13 protein-coding genes and 1 pseudogene are annotated in these 18103 nt (G+C 63.5%); 5 read left to right on the top strand and 9 right to left on the bottom strand.

Features of this window, described 5'->3' with window-relative positions; genetic code table 11:
• Positions 1 to 57 precede the first annotated feature (57 nt).
• Entirely contained in the window at positions 58 to 4608 is a 4551-nt protein-coding gene (gltB, locus tag NATGR_RS17735; RefSeq protein ID WP_015233895.1) for a glutamate synthase large subunit, read from the top strand.
• Between the two features lie 3 nt (positions 4609 to 4611).
• On the opposite strand, the gene NATGR_RS17740 is transcribed toward gltB, so the two are convergent.
• The 4 genes from NATGR_RS17740 to NATGR_RS17755 form a co-directional block, all read right to left on the bottom strand.
• On the bottom strand, positions 4612 to 5130 hold the full coding sequence (locus tag NATGR_RS17740) for a MazG-like family protein (protein ID WP_005575750.1): 519 nt from the start codon (positions 5128 to 5130) through the stop codon (positions 4612 to 4614).
• A 71-nt stretch (positions 5131 to 5201) separates the two neighbouring features.
• Positions 5202 to 5789 carry a peroxidase-related enzyme gene (locus tag NATGR_RS17745; RefSeq protein WP_005575749.1) on the bottom strand — a complete coding sequence of 196 codons (588 nt, stop codon included), beginning with the start codon at positions 5787 to 5789 and terminating at the stop codon, positions 5202 to 5204.
• A gap of 49 nt (positions 5790 to 5838) precedes the next feature.
• Positions 5839 to 6252 (bottom strand): GIY-YIG nuclease family protein, encoded by a 414-nt coding sequence (locus NATGR_RS17750; protein WP_005575748.1) that lies wholly within the window; start codon positions 6250 to 6252, stop codon positions 5839 to 5841.
• Positions 6253 to 6401: 149 nt separating this feature from the next.
• Complete coding sequence (locus NATGR_RS17755) at positions 6402 to 6731, bottom strand: hypothetical protein (protein ID WP_005575741.1); 330 nt, start codon at positions 6729 to 6731, stop codon at positions 6402 to 6404.
• 42 nt (positions 6732 to 6773) lie between these two features.
• Here NATGR_RS17755 and NATGR_RS17760 point away from each other — a divergent pair, with 42 nt between their 5' ends.
• Positions 6774 to 7193, top strand: a complete 420-nt coding sequence (locus NATGR_RS17760; RefSeq protein ID WP_005575739.1) for a hypothetical protein — start codon at positions 6774 to 6776, stop codon at positions 7191 to 7193.
• A gap of 150 nt (positions 7194 to 7343) precedes the next feature.
• On the top strand, positions 7344 to 7754 hold the full coding sequence (locus tag NATGR_RS17765) for a hypothetical protein (RefSeq protein ID WP_231990871.1): 411 nt from the start codon (positions 7344 to 7346) through the stop codon (positions 7752 to 7754).
• Between the two features lie 360 nt (positions 7755 to 8114).
• Here NATGR_RS17765 and NATGR_RS17775 read toward each other — a convergent pair whose 3' ends face one another.
• The 5 genes from NATGR_RS17775 to gatB form a co-directional block, all read right to left on the bottom strand.
• On the bottom strand, positions 8115 to 9113 hold the full coding sequence (locus NATGR_RS17775) for an MBL fold metallo-hydrolase (RefSeq protein WP_005575735.1): 999 nt from the start codon (positions 9111 to 9113) through the stop codon (positions 8115 to 8117).
• Positions 9114 to 9238: 125 nt separating this feature from the next.
• On the bottom strand, positions 9239 to 10984 hold the full coding sequence (locus tag NATGR_RS17780; protein ID WP_005575733.1) for a gamma-glutamyltransferase family protein: 1746 nt from the start codon (positions 10982 to 10984) through the stop codon (positions 9239 to 9241).
• A gap of 79 nt (positions 10985 to 11063) precedes the next feature.
• Positions 11064 to 11441, bottom strand: a complete 378-nt coding sequence (locus NATGR_RS17785) for a type II toxin-antitoxin system VapC family toxin (RefSeq protein ID WP_005575732.1) — start codon at positions 11439 to 11441, stop codon at positions 11064 to 11066.
• Between the two features lie 6 nt (positions 11442 to 11447).
• Positions 11448 to 11699 carry an AbrB/MazE/SpoVT family DNA-binding domain-containing protein gene (locus NATGR_RS17790; RefSeq protein WP_005575729.1) on the bottom strand — a complete coding sequence of 84 codons (252 nt, stop codon included), beginning with the start codon at positions 11697 to 11699 and terminating at the stop codon, positions 11448 to 11450.
• A 146-nt stretch (positions 11700 to 11845) separates the two neighbouring features.
• Positions 11846 to 13342, bottom strand: a complete 1497-nt coding sequence (gene gatB / locus NATGR_RS17795; protein WP_015233897.1) for an Asp-tRNA(Asn)/Glu-tRNA(Gln) amidotransferase subunit GatB — start codon at positions 13340 to 13342, stop codon at positions 11846 to 11848.
• A gap of 1610 nt (positions 13343 to 14952) precedes the next feature.
• On the opposite strand from gatB, the gene NATGR_RS17805 reads away from it, so the two are divergent.
• Together NATGR_RS17805 and NATGR_RS17810 are read left to right on the top strand one after the other, a co-directional pair.
• Positions 14953 to 16227: a dicarboxylate/amino acid:cation symporter gene (locus NATGR_RS17805; protein ID WP_049887882.1), complete on the top strand. Its 1275-nt coding sequence runs from the start codon at positions 14953 to 14955 to the stop codon at positions 16225 to 16227.
• A 131-nt stretch (positions 16228 to 16358) separates the two neighbouring features.
• Positions 16359 to 17461 (top strand): annotated as a pseudogene (locus NATGR_RS17810) (IS630 family transposase).
• Positions 17462 to 18103 lie beyond the last annotated feature (642 nt).

The raw sequence follows: 18103 nt of genomic DNA on the forward strand, positions 1-18103 counted from the left end.
TAATACACTTAGTCATTATTGGTCAACCTCTTATAGTGCGTTTCACTACCGCTGTGTATGTCACAGCCACACGTAGGGGGAGCCGCCGGACGGCTCCAGGGGCTCGCTGGCCCTGCAGACGCCCGATCGAACTGCGGTGTCGGCGTCGTGATGGACTTGAACGGCGGTCGCGGCCACGACGTCGTCTCCGACGGACTCGAGTTGCTCGTCAACCTCGAACATCGTGGTACCACCGGTGCCGAAAAAGACACCGGCGACGGGGCCGGACTCATGCTCCAGACGCCACACGCGTTCTTCGAAGACGTTCTCGAGACCGACCTTCCCGAGACCTACGCCGTCGGCTCGATTTTCTTCCCGCAGGACGACGACACACGCGAGGCCCTCGTCGCGCTCTTCGAGCGGACTGTCGCCGACTACGACCTCGAGGTACTCGAGTGGCGCGACGTGCCGACGGACAACGACGAGCTCGGGGAGACGGCCGTCGAATCGGAACCCGACGTTCGACAGGTCGTCGTGACGCCTGTCGACGACGTTTCAGGTGCGGACTTCGACCGCCGACTCTACGTGGCTCGCCGCGCTCTCGAGAACGAGGCAGCCGATATCGACAACGCAGAGCGGTTCTACGTCTGCTCGCTCGATTCGAAGACGATCGTCTACAAGGGGCTGCTCAAGGGCGAACAACTGCCGACTTACTATCCCGACCTGACCGACGGCCGCGTCGAGTCGAACTTCGTGATGGTCCACGAGCGGTTCTCGACGAACACGCTCGGTGCCTGGCACCTCGCCCACCCCCATCGAACGATCATTCACAACGGCGAGTTCAACACCATTCAGGGCAACGTCAACTGGATGCGTGCCCGCGAGACGGACCTCGAGAGCGACGTGTTGGCTGACCTGGAAGCAGTCAAACCGATCATCGACGATCCCGACCAGTCCGACACGGCAAGCGTCGACAACGCACTCGAACTCCTGATGCAGGACGGCCGCGACTTAGAGCACGCCCTGCGGATGCTCGTCCCCGAGGCTTGGCGCGGTGACGACGAGATGGACGAGGACCGCAAGGACTGGTATGACTTCCACGCTTCGCTGGTCGAACCGTGGGACGGCCCCGCGCTCGTGGCGGCGACCGACGGCGAGCGAGTCGGTGCCGTTCTGGACCGCAACGGCCTCCGACCGTGTCGGTACGACGTCACGGCCGACGATCGACTAATCGTGGCCAGTGAGGCTGGCGCGCTCGAGACCGACCCCAGCGAGATCGAAGAGCGCGGTCGCCTCCAGCCCGGCCAGCTGTTCCTCGCAGACCCCGAGGAAGGTCGGGTCATCCCGGACGACGAGGTCTTCGAGGGCCTCACGGACGACTACTACGGCGAGTGGGGCGAGCGGGAACAGGTCCACGTCGACGACCTTCGGACGGCCGACGACGAGACGCCCCGGGAGTCCGTCTCGGGTCTCCGCGAGCACCAGGCCGCCTTCGGCTACACGCACGACGAACTCGAGAACATGCTCGAGCCGATGATCGAGACGGGCAAAGATCCCGTCGGCTCGATGGGCGACGACACACCGCTGTCTGTCCTGACCGAGTTCAACCGGCCGCTTTTCTCTTACTTCCGACAGCTGTTCGCCCAGGTGACGAATCCGCCGCTGGACTACATCCGCGAGGAACTGGTTACCTCGATGGAGAGCCGGCTCGGCTTCCAGCGCAACCTCCTCGACGAGTCGCCCGAACACGCGCGCCAGCTGGTACTCGACTCGCCGATCCTCACGAACACCGAACTCGAGGCGATCCGCAACTGTTCGACAAACGGAATCACTGCCGCGACGATCGATATCACCTACGAGCCCGAGAGCGGCGAACCCGGCGTCGACCTCGAGGCTGCGATCGAGCGCGTTCGAGATGACGCCGTTTCCGCGATCGAAGACGGTACCGACGTCTTGATTCTCTCGGACCGTGAAATATCGGAGGATCGGGTTGCGATCCCGAGCCTGCTCGCGACCGGCGGCGTCCACCACGCGCTCGTCCGGAACGGTCTGCGCAACCACGTCGGACTCGTCGTCGAGTCGGCCGAACCCCGGACCGTCCACCAGTTTGCGACGCTGGTCGGCTACGGTGCTGGCGCGGTCACCCCCTATCTCGCCTACGAGACGATCGCAGACCTCACCGACGGGGCGGACGGTCCCGCCACTCCGGCGGCCATCGACGCCTACGTCGGGGCTGTCGAAGATGGCCTCCTGAAGATAATGGCCAAGATGGGTATCTCGACGGTCGAGAGCTACCAGGGCGCGCAGATCTTCGAGGCCGTCGGGCTCGACTCGAGCGTCGTCGACGAATACTTCGAGGGCACCGAGAACCGCACCGAGGGGATCGGCCTGGCCGAGATCGAGGCCGACCTGCGCGAGCGCCACGCCGTCGCTTTCGGCGACGAGAAGTCCGAGACCCACCTCGAGCGCCAGGGCGAGTTCGAACACCGGTCGGACGGTATCCACCACCAGTGGAACCCCGACACCGTCGGCACGCTCCAGCAGGCCGCCCGGTCGAACGACTACGAACGCTACCAGGAGTTCGCCGAGCAGGTCAACGACCAGAACCGCACCCTCCAGACGCTCCGGGGACTGCTCGAGTTCGACTCCGATCGCGATCCGATCCCGATCGAGGAGGTCGAACCCGTCAAAGATGTCGTCGAGCGGTTCTCGACGGCGGCGATGAGTCTGGGCAGTCTCTCACCGGAGGCCCACGAGAACAACTCGATCGCGATGAACCGGATCGGCGGGAAATCGAACTCCGGAGAGGGTGGTGAACCGCCCGAACGGTTCGGCACGGAGAAAGAGTGTAACGTCAAGCAGGTCGCTTCGGGTCGCTTCGGCGTCACCTCGACGTACCTCTCCTCGGCCGACGAACTCCAGATCAAGATGGCCCAGGGGTCGAAGCCGGGAGAGGGCGGCCATCTCCCCGGCGAGAAGGTAAACGAGATGATCGCCCACGTCCGCAAGTCGACGCCGGGCGTCGGGCTGATCTCGCCGCCGCCGCTGCACGACATCTACTCGATCGAGGACCTCAAACAGCTGATCTTCGACCTCAAGACCGCGAACGAGGGCGCCGACGTCAACGTCAAACTCGTCTCCGAGGCCGGCATCGGCACCGTCGCGGCCGGCGTCGCGAAGGCAAACGCCGACGTGGTCCACATCTCCGGCCACTCCGGCGGGACGGGAGCATCTCCGCGCACGTCGATCAAGAGCGCCGGTCTCCCCTGGGAACTCGGCCTCGCCGAGGCCAACCAGATGCTTCGTGCGACCGGACTACGCGACCGCATCCGCGTCTCCGCCGACGGCGGCCTAAAGACCGGCCGCGACGTCGCCGTCGCCGCCCTGCTGGGTGCCGAAGAGTACGTCTTCGGGACAGCCTCGCTCGTGACCTCGGGCTGTGTGATGGCTCGCCAGTGTCACAACAACACCTGTCCTGTCGGCGTCGCAACCCAGCGTGGCGACCTGCGTGCCCGGTTCCCCGGCGAACCCGAGCACGTGATCAACTACATGACCTTCATCGCCCAGGAACTGCGCGAGATCATGGCAGAACTCGGGTTCCATACTGTCGACGAGATGATCGGCCGCGTCGAGGTCCTGGCACAACGCGACGACATCGACCACCCCAAGGCCCGGAACGTCGACCTCTCGGCCGTCCTCGCCGAACCCGAGGGTGACATCCGGTACAAGATCCGCGAACAGGACCACGAACTCGAGGACCACCTCGACCGCGACCTGCTCGAGGTCGCGGAAGACGCCATCGAACGCGAGGAACCGGTCGACGTAGAGACCGACGTTTCGAACGTCGACCGTGCGGTCGGCGCGATGCTCTCGAACCGGATCACCAGCCGGTACGGCGAACCTGGCCTCCCCGAGGACACCGTCACCGTCGACCTCGAGGGCACCGCCGGCCAGAGCTTCGGGGCGTTCCTCGCGAGCGGGCTCTCGATGCACCTCGAGGGGTGCGCGAACGATTACGTCGGCAAGGGCCTCTCCGGCGGCAAGATCACGGTCCGGACGCCGGAGACCGCGGGCTACGACCCGACCGAGAACGTCGCGATCGGCAACGTCGCGCTCTACGGTGCGACCGACGGCCAGCTGTACGTCAACGGCGTCGCCGGAGAGCGGTTCGCGGTCCGCAACTCCGGTGCCAAGGCCGTCGTCGAGGGCGTCGGCGACCACGGCTGCGAGTACATGACTGGCGGCGTCGTCGCCGTCCTGGGTGAGACCGGCAAGAACTTCGCCGCAGGAATGTCCGGCGGCGTCGCCTACGTCTACGATCCCGACGAGACGTTCGCCGACCGCGCGAACACCGGCATGGTCTCCCTGCACGACGAACTCGAGGAGAAAGACGAGCAGATGCTGCGTCGCCTCGTCGAGAACCACGTCGCCTACACGAGCTCCGAGCGCGGCCAGCGGCTACTGGACAACTGGGAGCGCGCGCTCGAGTGCTTCGTGAAGGTGATGCCCGAGGCCTACCACGAGGCGATCACCGAGCAGGGCAGCGACGACGTTCGCAACGAACTCCCCGAGACGCCGGTGACGGGTGCCAGCGCGGAGGCGACGGAGTTCGCGGCGAGCGACGACTGACGACTACTGGCAGTCGCGATACGAACTTTCCCACTCGCGGTCGCTGACCTCTTCGTACCACGCGACGTCGATACACTCTTCGAGCGTGTACCCTCGCTCTTTGGCGAAGTCGGAGAGGTGGGTGAGGAGCGTGGAGATCGTACGCCGTTCGGCCTCGTCGCCGACTCGAGACTCCTCGAGTCGAATTCCCTGCCGTCGTTTCAGCACCGATCGATTGAGACGACCGAGGGCGGCGTTCACGCCGTATAGCGGATCGTCGTACGTTCGCTCGTCCGGGTTCTGTGTGTCGTATGCCGCTTGGAGGTCGAAACCGCGACGGGCGCAGAAGTCGGCGAGATACACGAGCAGATCACCGACGCAATCGAGTTCGTACTCAGTCAGGCAGTCGTGTACTGCGAGATGTTCGGTGAGTTCGCCGAGTTCCTCGGCGACGCCGAGAAGCGGATTGGCGGTGGGCTGATCGGCGAAGTTCTCCCGACTCCACTCGCTTACCTCCCCCTGTAAGGTTTCGAACGTCGACATCGTCGGCGATCAGTACCGGATCGACATAAAACGACACCGTTTCGACGGATCGTGATTCTCGGCGTGTGGACTTATCGGCCCATCGCGTGGAACTCGTCGTTGGGTCGCATGTCCGCGAACATCGCCATCCGGTTGCTCAGGTTGAAGAAGGCGGTGACGGCGGCGATGTCCCAGATCGCCTCCTCGCCGAAGCCGGCCTCACGCAGTCTCTCGAGGTCGTCCTCCTCGACTTCCGTCGGCCGTTCGGTGAGTTTCACCGCGACGTCCAGCATCGTCCGGTGGGCGTCGCTGATATCCGCCGTCCGGTAGTTCGCGATCAGCTGGTCCGCGAGCTGTGGGTCCTCCGCGTAGATCCGAGCGAGCGCGCCGTGAGCGACGTTACAGTAGTAACAGTGGTTGACGCCCGACACCGTGACGACGATCATCTCGATCTCCTCGCGCTCGAGCGCGGTATCCTCGACCAGGGCGTCGTGGTACTGGAAGAACGCCCGGAAGTGCGAGGGCTTGTACGCGAACGCCGAGAACACGTTCGGCGTGAACCCAGTGCGTTCGGTCTCTTCCTCGATCCGTTCTTGGAGGTCCTCGGGGAGGTCTTCGAACGCCGGGACGGGGAACCTGGTCATCGCGTCGTCCTTGAGTTCGGGTGTCGTATCGCCCATAGCCGACGTTCTCCGTCGTACATGATAAATCGGTGTGGGATTCGAGCGGCTACCCGTCCTCGAGGACGCCGCCGGCCGCTCGAGCGTCCTCGAGGACGGCGTCGGTTCCGGGCGCGGCCAGCAGGTGGGCCGGACAGTCGCAGTCGGAGGCGCCGAACGCCTCGACCGGCTCGCCCGGGAGGCGGTCGGCCAGTTCGCACTCGCGATCTTCGTCGGGGAAGCGGACGACGGACTCGAGTATCGTCGCCGAATGGCCCAGCAGGTAGTCGACGTGCCAGTGTCTGGCGTCGCGGTCGCCGCTTGCGAGTTCCCGGTGGCGATCGACGCGCGCGAACCCGCCAGGCCCGAACGCGCTGCCGACGTAGGCGTAGGCGCCGGCGGCGAACTCGCGTTCCCCGAGTGCGCCGACCTCGATGGTCGAGTGCCGGTTGACGTCGACGACGAGAACGTAGGTACCGCCCATATCGGAGTCAGTCGCGGGCGGAACAAAAACGGCGACGATTACGGCCGATCAGGTCCGTCGAACGCCTCATACGGTTTGCTGTACGTCATTTCCGGCGCGACCGCGAGCCCTCCTGCGGTCGCGCCGGGACATCGGTACAGCATTCCGTGTCAAGACTCGTGGTGCTCTTCGTCGTCCGTGACCGGCAGGTCGTCGTGGACGTGTCGCCGGTTGCTCACGTCGTCGTCCTGGTTCCGCCGGTGGCCTTCGTCGCGGTTGCTGCCCGTTTCCTGGCCGGAGTCACCAGTCCAGTGACCCTGTTGCGCTCGATGACCGCGCTGGCGGTACTCGAGGCCGCCACCGGACTGAGTGTCGTCGCCGTGGCTTCCCTCCGGCCGACGGGAGTCGTACTGGTCGCGGTCGGATTCGAACCGTTCGCCGCCGCGGGCGTCCTCCTCTCGACTGCTTTCCTTTCGACCGCCGCGGTCCTGGCCGCCCATTCGATCGCCACGGTCTTCGCTGCCCCTTCGGCCGCCTCGGCTTTGGCCGCCCCTTCGGCCACCCTGACCTTCGTGGTGATCACCGCTGCCGTGTCGGCCGCCCTGTTCGCTCCGGGCTTCGTCGCGGCGCATTCGCTGGTCGCGCTGGTAGTGGTCGCGGCCTCGTTCGTACTCCTGGCCTCGCTGACCGCCGCTCTCGGCGTGGCCGTGGTGTTCCCGGCCCTGGCCAGCCTCCTCGCGTCGACCCTGGTGCCGTTCGTCCGGGAACCCCTGGCTTCGCTGGTGGCGACCGCCCTGGGATTGACCGTGTCGCGGGCGGCTCTCGTGTCGGCTCCGCTGTTCGGTCTCGCCTCGGGGCCGTCGATCCTGCGTGCCGCGTCGGTCGTCGCCCTGCTGGCGGAACTCGCCGCCGGACTGCCCTCGTCCGGACCGGTTGCCTTCCGTCTGGCGACCTCGCTGTGAGCCGCCCTGGGAGCGACGCTGGCCGCCGGCGTCCCGGTAGCGGCCACCCTGTTCCCCCTGTCGTTCCCAGCCACCGGTCTCGTGCTGGCGCCCTCGGCCCTGTTGCTGACCGCCTCGACGCTCGTGCCGGTTCTGCCCCGGTGCCTGGCTGTGTCGCGGCTGTCCCCGTTGTTGCTCCTGGCGGCGCTCGCCGCCGTGCTGCTCTCTCCCTCCTCGGTCCTGCTGGCGACCGTGCCCGCCTCGCTGACGACCCTGTTGGCCCCGGGCCCCCTGTCGACGGCTCTGGCCACCCTGCTGACGGTCCTGACCGCTCTGCTGGCGGCCCTGTCCGTGGTGTTGCCCACGTTCGCTTCGCATCTGCTTGTCGTACTCGCCCCGACTTCGCTGTCCGCGGTCGTCCCGTCGAGCCTCGCCGCCGTACTCGAGATTCGCATCTCCCACGTCGCCACCGAAGTCGCTCGAGCGGTCGCCCCGCCGACCACCTTCGGAACCGCGGCCGCCCTGCCGAGACCGCTCTCCCTGCTGATGGCGTCTCGAGGACCCGCTGGCTCGATCGTCTGATCGCTGGCGTCGGCTGCCTCGTTCCGGTCGGTCGTGGCCGCCACGGCCGCGTTCGGTACCCGGCTGATTCCAGCCACGCTCCGGTTCGTCGCTGCCCTCGTGTCCCCGATCGCCGTGTGCCTCGTAGTCGGTGCCCCGGTCTCGCCCTCGATCGTCTCGTCGATCGTCGTTGTGGTCTCTCATAGTAGATACGGGATGGATGTGAACGCGCTGACGCTGATCGTCTGTCCTCGTCGGCGACAGGACCTAGACCGAACGGGCGGTTAAATCCAGAGCGTGCGTTCGCTTGCAGCCCGCTATCGAACGGTGCGCGGAGTTCTCGAAGGCGTTCGGCGGAAGAACGTGTTTTAACTATCGAAGCTACTCCGCAGTTTCGGCCCGCCTCGCGGCCGGGAACAGCGACTCGAGGTCGACGTCCGTCGGTTCCACTCGAAGCCGGTACTCGCCGTCCTCGTAGGCGACGACGTCCTCGTGGTACAGGTGATCTAGGTGGGCGTAGGCCTCGCCGGGGCCGTGGATGACGTGTATCCCCTGAAGGTCGCCGAACAGGTGGTCGCTGACGGTCCAGGGGTCGGCCGGGCCGTGGGCCTCGAGAACAGCCAGAACCTCCTCGGTCCGTTCGCGGTGGTGATCGACGATCGTCAGCGCACGCTCGGTCGGCTCCTCGATGGGGTCACGGTGACCCGGCCACACCCGATCGTAGTCGCGGTCGACGATCGTTCGTAACGTCTCGAGGTAGTTCTTGAGTGGCCGTTCGACCCGAACGTCCGCGCCGCCGACGTTCGGCGTGTACACCGGCAAGAGAGCGTCGCCCACGAACGCCTCGCTCCCGTCTTCGATCTCGAAACAGCACAGCCCCGCCGCGTGGCCGGGTGCGTGGACCGCCTCGAGCGTTCGGCCGCCGATCTGGAGGCTGTCGCCGTCCTCGATCGGCGTAGCGTCGACGGGGTCGCCTTCGATCTCGTCGAAGCGGTCGAGAAAGGCAAACAGGTCTCCTTTCGCGTCCTCGGGGACGCCCCACTGCTCGAGGAGATCGCGTTGTCGCTGTTCTCGACGCTCGAGAGCGTCGGCGTCGTCTTCGACCAGCGGGACGTCCGCCTCGTGGACGTAGACGGTGGCACCGCTCTCGGCCTGGATCTCTCCCGCGAGACCGGCGTGGTCGACGTGGTAGTGGGTGAGAACGATATCGTCGACATCTGCGAACTCGTAGCCGCGGTCGGCGAGGCCGTCCTCGAGGTCCGATCGAACGTCTGTCATCGCAATTCCCGTGTCGACCAGCGCGAGTGTGTCTCCGTCCTCGAGAACGTAGGCGTTGTTGCGCCCCTCGAACTCGTCGTTACCCAGCGTGATGCGGTCCATGTGCCAGCCAGTGGCTTGACGATATTAACTCGCAGGGTCTCGGAACGATACGGCGGTAGCTGCAAGAGCGTGCTGGCAACGGGCGGTAACCCCAACCGCTCCGGCGGGGCACGGACGATACGCCGTCAGTCCTCCAGTTGCACCACGTTTCCATCGGCGGTTTCGCTTCTCGACTCCGCGCCGACCTCGAGGTCGCCGTCCTCGTCGACGACGATCATGTTCGCCGTCCCGTACGACCCGCCGAGGTCGACGTCGTGGCCCCGCTCCTCGAGTTCCTCGACGATGTCGTCCGGGAACTCGCGCTCCATCTCGAGGGTGTTACCGATGTCGTAGGGGTGTTGTGTCGACGGGAACGCGGTCGTCTCGAAGCGAGGGCTGTCGATCGCTTCCTGTGCGCCGAGCCCGAACTCGGCGACGTTGACGAACTGCTGGGTCTGTCCCTGTGGCTGCATGTCGACGCCGGTGTTGCCACCGAGCACGTAGGGCTCCCCGTCGCAGGTGGCCAGGTAGGGATTGGAGGTGTGGCGAACCTTGTAGCCGGGCGTCAGTCGGTTGGGATCGTCCTCCTCGAGCGAGAGCATCCGCATCCGGTTGTTGAGGTGGATTCCGGTGTCGCCGATCACCTGGAACTGGGCGCCGAGGCTGGTCGTCACCGCAGCCCCGTTCCCGTCCGCGTCGACGACGTGAAAGGTCGTGGTGTGGTCGGCGTCGGTTTCGGAGAGGCCAGAGTCGATCGGCCACTCCATCGCATCGTCCATCTCGAACCGGTCGCGCTGGTCCGCCGCGTACTCCTCGTCCAGCAGGTCGGCGACGGGGACGTCGACCCTGTCGGGATCGCCGACGTGGTGGTAGCGATCCGCGAACGCGAGTTTGATCGCCTCCGCCTGGACGTGGACGGCGTCGGCGCTGTCAGGGTCGATCTCGTCGAGGTCGTACGCTTCGAGGACGTTCAGGGCGAGCAACTGCGTGATCCCCTGGCTGTTCGGCGGGTTCTGGTACACCTCGAGGTCCTCGTCGTACTCGATCGAGATCGGATCGACGATATCGGCCTCGAACTCCTCGAAGTCCGGGCGGGTGAGATAGCCGTCGTTTTCGTCGGAGAACTCGACGATCGCCTCGGCGATCGGCCCGCGGTAGAAGTAGTCCCTGGCCGCCTGAATCGCTTCGTTCCGACCCTCGTCGCGCCGATCTGTGTACGCGTCGGAAAGTGCCTCGAACGTGTCGGCCATGTCGTACTGGTAGCTCGTCTCACCCTCCTCCACGAGCTCGCCGTCGGGCATGTAGATCTCGACGGCGTCCGGCCGCTCCTCGATCCGGTCCGCCCGCCGCCCGAGCCAGCGTATCATCCCCGGGCTGGCGGGATACCCCTCCCGTGCGATCGTCATCGCCGGATCGACGACCTCTGCGAGGTCGAGTTCGCCGTACTCCTCGAGCCACAGCATCCAGCCGTCCCAGGCACCGGGCACGATCGACTGGTGCATGCCGTAGTCGCCCGCACGGTCCTCGAAGTCGTCCACCGTCGCGTCGGAGCCGACGGGACCCACGCCGTCGACGCTGGTCACTTCCTCAGAGTCCGCCTCGTAGTACAGCGCCCAGGTACCGCCGCCAAGCACCGAGGAGAACCAGGGTTCGACGACCGACAGCGTACAGGCGACCGCGACCGCGGCGTCGGCAGCCGTGCCACCCTGCTCGAGGATCTCGAGGCCGGCCTCGGTCGCGAGGTGGTGCTGGGAGACGACGGCGACTGAGTCGTCGCTCGGATCGTCCGCTCCGGCTGCGTTCGTTTCCGGACGGGTGTCGCCAGCTATAGCCGCGATTCCGACTCCGCCGCTGCCGAGGAGGAGTTCCCGGCGATTGAGCGTCGGGACCATTGGGGGTTGGACAGGGAGCGCAAATGTAGTGGTTGGGGGGTTGCTCGTGAGCCTCAAAATGGGATTTCGAAGTGAATAATCAGCTCTCTCGTTCCTCGAGTGCGAGACGATCGTCCGTAACCTCGTCGAACGATTTGTCCGAGGAGACGATCGGGTCCTCGTCAGCGTAGGCGACGTGGTACGCATCAAAAGGAGTGAGATCGTTTTGTTCCATGTAGTCGACTGCCTGGAACAGCACGTCTTCGTCTTCCGGAATCGTCGCTATCTCGAGCGCATAGGCGAGTGCTTCCATCCGATCGAACTCGAACCGGTTCGAAATCACGAGCAGCTCGAGCAACGTCGCACGGGAGGTGTAGATTTCTCCTTCGTTCTCTTGAGCGACTGTTGCTGCCCGATCCTGCAGCCAGTCGTCGTCTTTTATCAATGCGAGGAAGAAGTCTGTATCAGCGTAGATCATCGGAACTTACTCCGGCATATCGCGCAGAGCATCTTCTCGAGCCGCTTCACGTGCTTCTCGCTTGATCTCTGCGATCGATTTGTCGTCGAACGCGTCACCGACAGCATTCCGGAGCCCTTCGATGGGATCGTCGGCAAGTGGAATGAGTTCGACTCGGTCGTCGAGTTCGACGACCCGGTATCTGTCACCGTGTTTCTCACGGATCTCGTGAGGGATGACGATTCGACCTCGATCGTCGGCCTCGGCCGTCTTGCTCATAGTAGTATCTTCTACCACGGGAACACTCAAAAGAGTTCCCACAAATATTATCGAGTTCCCCGCAGCTCTTTCGAACCAGGCGTCAGCTACAGGAACGAATCGTTCTAACGGGTGAAGAATCGACCAGTCGCGGGAGTGGAACGAAATTACTCCTCGAGTTCGGCCCGCAGCAACTGGTTCACGTCGCCCGGGTCCGCGCTGCCGCCGGTCTTTTGCATCACCTGGCCGACCAGGAAGTTGATCGCGCCGTCGTCGCCGGACTCGTAGTCCTCGACGGCCTCGGGATTCTCGTCGATCGCTTCGACGACCGCTTCCTGCACTTCGCCCTCGTCGGTCTTGCCGAGGTCTTCCTCTTCGACGATCTCGTCCGGCTCCTTCCCGCGGTCGAGCATCGACCGCAGAACCGTCTCGCGGGCGTTTTTCGCGGTTATCTCGTCCTCGGCGACGAGTTCGACGAGGCGGGTGACTTCCGCGAGTCGGCCCTCCATCTCCGTAATCTCCATGTCGCGGTAGTTGAGTTCCCCAAGCAGGTTGTCGGCGACCCAGGTAGCCGCGAGGTCGGGGTCGAACTCGCTTGCGACGTCCTCGTAGAAGTCAGCGACCTGCTTGGTCGAGGTGAGTTTCGAGGCGGCTTCCCCGCTCAGGTCGTACTCCGACTGGAACCGTTCGCGACGGGCCGTGGGGAGTTCCGGGATGGCGATCTCTTCTTTCCAGTGGGAGACCTGCAGCGGCGGGAGGTCGGCTTCCTCGAAGTAGCGGTAGTCTTTCTCTTCTTCTTTCGAGCGCATCGAGACCGTGATGCCGCGAGACTCGTCCCAGTGGCGGGTCTCCTGTTCGACCGCTCGACCGCGCTGGATGGCGTTTTTCTGACGAGTCTCCTCGTAGGCCAGGGCCTTCTGGGCTCCCTTGTGACTCGAGATGTTCTTGACCTCCGTGCGGTTCGCGCTCTCGAGGGCGTCCTCGCCGATTTCGTCGACGCCGTCGCCGTCGATCTCCTCCCCGGGGATGATCGAGAGGTTGGCGTCGATACGCAGGCTGCCGTCGCGTTCGGCCTCGAAGACGCCCAAGTACTCCAGTACCTCCTCGAGTTCCGCGAGGAAGGCTCGTACCTCGTCGGGACTACGGAAGTCCGGCGCGGTGACGATCTCCATCAGCGGCGTGCCGGCGCGGTTGTAGTCGACCAGCGTGTACTCCGCCGAATCGATGCCGCCACCGCCGCCGACGTGCTGGAGGCTCCCGGGGTCTTCCTCGAGATGGGCGCGTTCGATCGCCACCGTGCGCCGTTCGCCCTCGACGGAGACCTCGAGTTCGCCGTCGGCACAGATCGGCTCGTCGTACTGGGTGATCTGGAAGTTCTTCGGCAGGTCGGGATAGTAGTAGTTCTTCCGGTGGAACCGGGTCTCCTCGGGGATGTCGGCGTCGATCGCCTTGCCGATCTTGACGGCTGCCTCGACGGCCCCTTCGTTGAGGACGGGCAGGGCACCCGGCAGGCCGAGACAGACCGGACAGACGTGCTCGTTTGGCTCGTCGGTCGGCTCGGTCGAACACCCACAGAAGATCTTCGTGTCGGTCTCCAGTTGGACGTGGACCTCGAGGCCGATGACGGTCACGAGGTCGCCCTGCTGGACGGTTTGGGCAGTCATTGCCCGTCGATTCGGTCCGGTGGCGGTAAAGCGTAACGGGACGGAGCCGCGAGTCCCGACTCGAGGGGTTCTGACAATCTATACGGACGTTCATTACGGACTCGTGAGAACGGAGGCGGATGGAACGGTGGCAACGGCGCGCAGTGAAGACGATCACCGGCATCGTCGTGCTCGTCTTCCTCACGTCGCTGGCCTACCACTACGTCATGATCGTCTTCGAGGGCCGCTCCTCGAGTTACTTCCACTCGACGCAGGTCGTCGTCGAGACGTTTCCCGGGACCGGCTACGGTTCCGACTCTCCCTGGGAGTCGGCCGTCGGAAACCTCTTCGTCATCGTGATGGGCCTCAGTACTTTCTGCTCCTGTTTATCGTTCTCCCGTACGTCTTCCGGTCCGTCCTCGAGCGGACGCTCTCGCCGACGCTACCGACGGAGACGGAGCTCGCGGATCACGTCGTGGTGTGTGGCTACAGCGCCCGCGTCGAACGACTCGGCGAGCGAAACCAAAGCACGCCAAGCGGGGGCTGACTACGTCCTCAGTCTCCCCGATATCAGTGGTCGGTTGCTCGCACTCGACGTGCTCCGCGACGCGAGCATCTCCTACGACCGACAACTGAAGATCGTCCGGTTCGAAGCCGATCCGCTCACGGGTCGTGCCGTCACAAATACGCCGCTTCCGGAACTGAACTGTACGCTCATTGCGGTCGAGCGGTCGGACGAAAACGTCACCGATCCCGCGCCATCGCCGATTTCCGGCGCGGCGACAACCTGTTGCTCGCCGGTGACGACGACGCGATCTACACGTTCAAATCAGAACTCGAGTAAGTTCTCGAGTGTCGTTGCCGCGACAGTCAGATGGAGAAAATACCGTCGTTGTTCATCGTCTGTGCTAACTGCTGTCTTCGCTACTCGTCACTATAGAAACGATCTGACCGTTCATCTCGGTGTCACTCCGTCCGAGAATCTCCGATTCGCGTGGGTACTCGAGACCAACGATTTCCGGAGGCGTTGTGGCTTTCGCGTCGTGGGGCCTGCTTCGATCACACGGTCTGCTGTGGCTCAATTAGGTCGGTCTTCGCTCCTCTCGGCCCGTAGTGTTCGCCTAGTACCGTCCCAAGCGTAGACCGACTAGTTGAGAGTTGGCCCAAACCGATCACGATTCTCGATCAGGAGTAGAGTGCACTAGCCAGAGTAGACTTGGGACGCTACTAGTGGCGGGCCAAGCCTGCACTGATGGGTCGAATCTGGCGGTGTGGCCCGATTCGACCCGTCAGTCGACGGTTGGGACGGTACTAGTGCTTTGGCAAGCCTAAACGGATGAGTGAAACCGAATGCGGTCGTCTAGTTTCACGCAGCAGTCGACGCTTGGCGGAGTACTAGGCTCACCTGCAAAAGCGTCTCGCCACGTTTCGAGTCCCGCTCGACGCCGTTTCCCGAGACGTCTCTGGGTCGTTTTGCGGGTATTTATAAACAAATAGTCACTACGGCATTCGTGACACACAAACCATAATAACTACGTATACTGGGATTCTGCTGCACCCTGTGGTACGTCTAAGTAATAGGAACAGTTATAAACTATCGACCGGTTGCTCGTGATGTGTTGGGTAGTAGCATAGAGTCTTATTGGTCGCAGTATCGTTCCGTTCCAATCGTCTATCGAATCGGCGTCGCGTTCGTTCTCGGTTCGGTTTTGGGATTGGTTCTCGGTGAGCCAGCAACCGTCCTCGAGCCGCTCGGCGACCTATTTATCAATATGCTGAGTATGCTCGTCATTCCGATCATCGTGTTTACGCTACTGATGGGCGCAAAGCGACTCTCGCCGAGTAACCTCGGAAAGATCGGCGGACAGGTCGTCGGCCTCTACGCGATCACGTCTGCTTTCGCCGTTCTCATCGGCCTCGCCGTTTCGAACTTGATCAGCCCTGGCGAGGGACTCGAAGGATGGCAGGAGGCCGAACCCGACGCCGCCGAAGCACCGTCTCTCCAGGAGGTTCTGCTTGGAATCGTTCCCGAGAATCCCGTCGGTGCGATGGCACAGGGGGACGTCCTCCCGACGATTTTCTTCGTGATTGCCTTCGGACTCGCGCTCGCGCTCGTACAGGAGAGCGTCGAAAGCGAGGACGTCACAAACGGCGTCGAAACGTTCTTCGACATCGCCGAGGCCGGCGCAGAGGCGATGTTCAAGATCGTCTGGGGCGTCATGGAGTACGGCGTTATCGGCGTCTTCGCGTTGATGGCGACGGTCTTCGGCCAGGCCGGAACCGACGCGATCATCCCGTTCGCGCTGCTGATCCTGACGCTGCTCGTTGCGTCGGTCGCCCACATCGTCCTCGTTCACTTCGTGGGGATCGTCGCACTGGTGGTCGGCGAATCCCCACGCGGGCTGCTCGTCGGCGGGAAAGACGCGCTCATCACCGCCCTGAGTATCCGTTCGTCGAGCGGAACGCTCCCGGTGACCATGGCCAACGCCGACGACAACCTCCACATCGACGAGAGTATCTACAGTTTCTCCCTGCCGCTTGGCGCGACGATCAACATGGACGGGACCGCCCTCTACCAGGGCGTCGTCGCGATCTTCGCGGCGAATCTGGTCGGCGTCTCGCTGACCGTCGGGGAGCAGTTGACGGTGGTCGCAGTCGCCGTGCTCGCGAGTATCGGTGCCGCCGGCGTGCCCGGGACCGGGTTGATCATGTTGACGCTCGTGTTGACCCAGCTCGGACTCCCACTGGCGATCGTCGGATTCGTCGCGGGCGTCGACCCAATTCTCGACCGCCTCCGGACGATGACAAACGTCAGCGGCGACCTCGCGGTGACGACGCTGGTCGCGAAGTGGAACGACGCCGTCGACTTCGACAGCGGGACCTGGGTCGCTTCGAATCGCGACTGAGACCTCCTGTAGCGATCTACAGGGTGAGCAGGCCGAGTGCCTCGAGGTCGTACGGAAGACGTTGCCTTCCGTGACTGAGCGGAGCATGATGAGTGACAGAAGTTTTGGGCGTGGGCTAAGACGAACGGGTAGTGGGAGGAGACCGGCGAGGCGAGCTCGTTCGTCATCTGAGCGAGGAGGAGTTGGATCGTCTGCTGGACGAAGCAGACGATCCAAAGGTCGTCAAGCGGCTCACCTTTGTCAAGCGTCTCTACAAGGGTGCAACGTACGAAGAAGCAGCTGACGACGTGGGGAAATCTGCGTCGACTGGAAGTCGCTGGGCACGTCGATGGAACGATGGCGGGCTGGGTCAGTTGACACCGAACTTCGGGGGCGGAAGGCCCCCGAAGCTCGGTGACGAGGAACAAGAGCGTCTTCTAGAACTTCTTCGGGAGGGACAACCCTAGAAAGCACAAGAAGTTCATCAACTTTTGGACGAAGAGTTCGATGTTGAGTACCACCCGGATTATCTCGGCCGATTCCTCCGGAATCTCGGACTCTCCTACGCTAAACCACGTCCCAAACGACCCTCCCGGCCAGAAAACGCCGATGAAATCCTCGAAGAACGCGTCGCAGACGCGTTCGACGAGGAACCAGAGACAGCACATAACAAGCGTCCTGATGCTGAGGACGAAGGCTGGGTCCTCGACGACGATATTTGTACAGATGGGGGAACTGTCGTCGGTTTTTCTGACGCTTCTCACCCGCAACCATACGACAATTCGCATCGACTGTGGTACGTCAATGATCAGACACTGGAACGACCGCTGGTGAAGCTTGACGAACCAGCGGTCGGGTGCTATACGCTTACCGGCGAAAGTGTCCTGACGTTCCCTGCAGATCAATCGAAAGAGACATCTGTGCCCTACTGGAGGAGATCCGCGAGCAGAATCCGCGTTCCCGGATTCTGCTCGTCTTGGACAACTTTTCGTCCCACATCTGTGAATACACGCGCAAGCGCGCACATCAACTCGGTATCGATCTCGTCTTTCTTCCGGTCGGTTCCCCACATCCCAATCCAATCGAGCAGGTCTGGAAAGTGCTCAAACGGAATGCTTCACCAATCGTCGTGGCGAGCGAGAGCGCGTTCCGCACTCTCGCTCGCCGCCTCTTCAACACCCTCACCGATCGACTTGGATTCGCCAAGTCTTGGATCGACCAGTTCCTCAGTCCATATTTGCAAAAGTTATCTTGATCATTATAGCGGTGGATAGCTCAACGAGGCTGCACCCACAGGACGGTTCGCGGTTGCACCTGGACATCAGTACACCAATCTGTCGTAGTCGTAAACTAACACGTCGAACTCGTCGGGACCGTCACGGGCGAGCGCGTCCTCGAGTGACGAATCCGGGGGCGAACCGATCATCGCGTACAGCACTGACGACTCGGTCGGACCCGAGTTGTCGACGTAGTCGACCCGGTAAGACTCGAATGGTCGGTGACGAGATCCACACCGTGTACGTCATAGAGCGCCGTGACTCTCGACGACGCGCCAATCTGTGCGGCCGGCGATCCGTTTGCCGACTCCGTTTCCGGTTTTGCAGTGCGTAGGCGGTTCCGGTAGGAGAGATCGAACGTGAGCGATCGACTGCCCGTCCACAACAAGGATCGGACACGGACACGATGTCGGTGCTCGACCCCGAGTACGTCCGCGACGGCGAACGGCGACCGTAGGATGTCGCCTAGATTCCGGTCAGTATCTGGCCCGGCGACATCGTCTTCGACCCCGATGACCGTACGTTCGTCGTGAACAACAAAACCAACGACGTCTCCGCGATCGACTGCGAGACCTGGACCGAGACCGACCGCTACGAGACGGAACGTCACCCGGACGGGA

Source organism: Natronobacterium gregoryi SP2 (genome assembly GCF_000230715.2).
GTDB lineage: Archaea > Halobacteriota > Halobacteria > Halobacteriales > Natrialbaceae > Natronobacterium > Natronobacterium gregoryi.

Coding starts and splice junctions, on each gene's coding strand:
- NATGR_RS17785 (WP_005575732.1), bottom strand. CDS start 11,441: ATGATCTACGCTGATACAGACTTCTTCCTCGCATTGATAAAAGACGAC.
- gltB (WP_015233895.1), top strand. CDS start 58: ATGTCACAGCCACACGTAGGGGGAGCCGCCGGACGGCTCCAGGGGCTC.
- NATGR_RS17780 (WP_005575733.1), bottom strand. CDS start 10,984: ATGGTCCCGACGCTCAATCGCCGGGAACTCCTCCTCGGCAGCGGCGGA.
- gatB (WP_015233897.1), bottom strand. CDS start 13,342: ATGACTGCCCAAACCGTCCAGCAGGGCGACCTCGTGACCGTCATCGGC.
- NATGR_RS17775 (WP_005575735.1), bottom strand. CDS start 9,113: ATGGACCGCATCACGCTGGGTAACGACGAGTTCGAGGGGCGCAACAAC.
- NATGR_RS17750 (WP_005575748.1), bottom strand. CDS start 6,252: ATGGGCGGTACCTACGTTCTCGTCGTCGACGTCAACCGGCACTCGACC.
- NATGR_RS17790 (WP_005575729.1), bottom strand. CDS start 11,699: ATGAGCAAGACGGCCGAGGCCGACGATCGAGGTCGAATCGTCATCCCT.
- NATGR_RS17745 (WP_005575749.1), bottom strand. CDS start 5,789: ATGGGCGATACGACACCCGAACTCAAGGACGACGCGATGACCAGGTTC.
- NATGR_RS17740 (WP_005575750.1), bottom strand. CDS start 5,130: ATGTCGACGTTCGAAACCTTACAGGGGGAGGTAAGCGAGTGGAGTCGG.
- NATGR_RS17755 (WP_005575741.1), bottom strand. CDS start 6,731: ATGGGCGGCCAGGACCGCGGCGGTCGAAAGGAAAGCAGTCGAGAGGAG.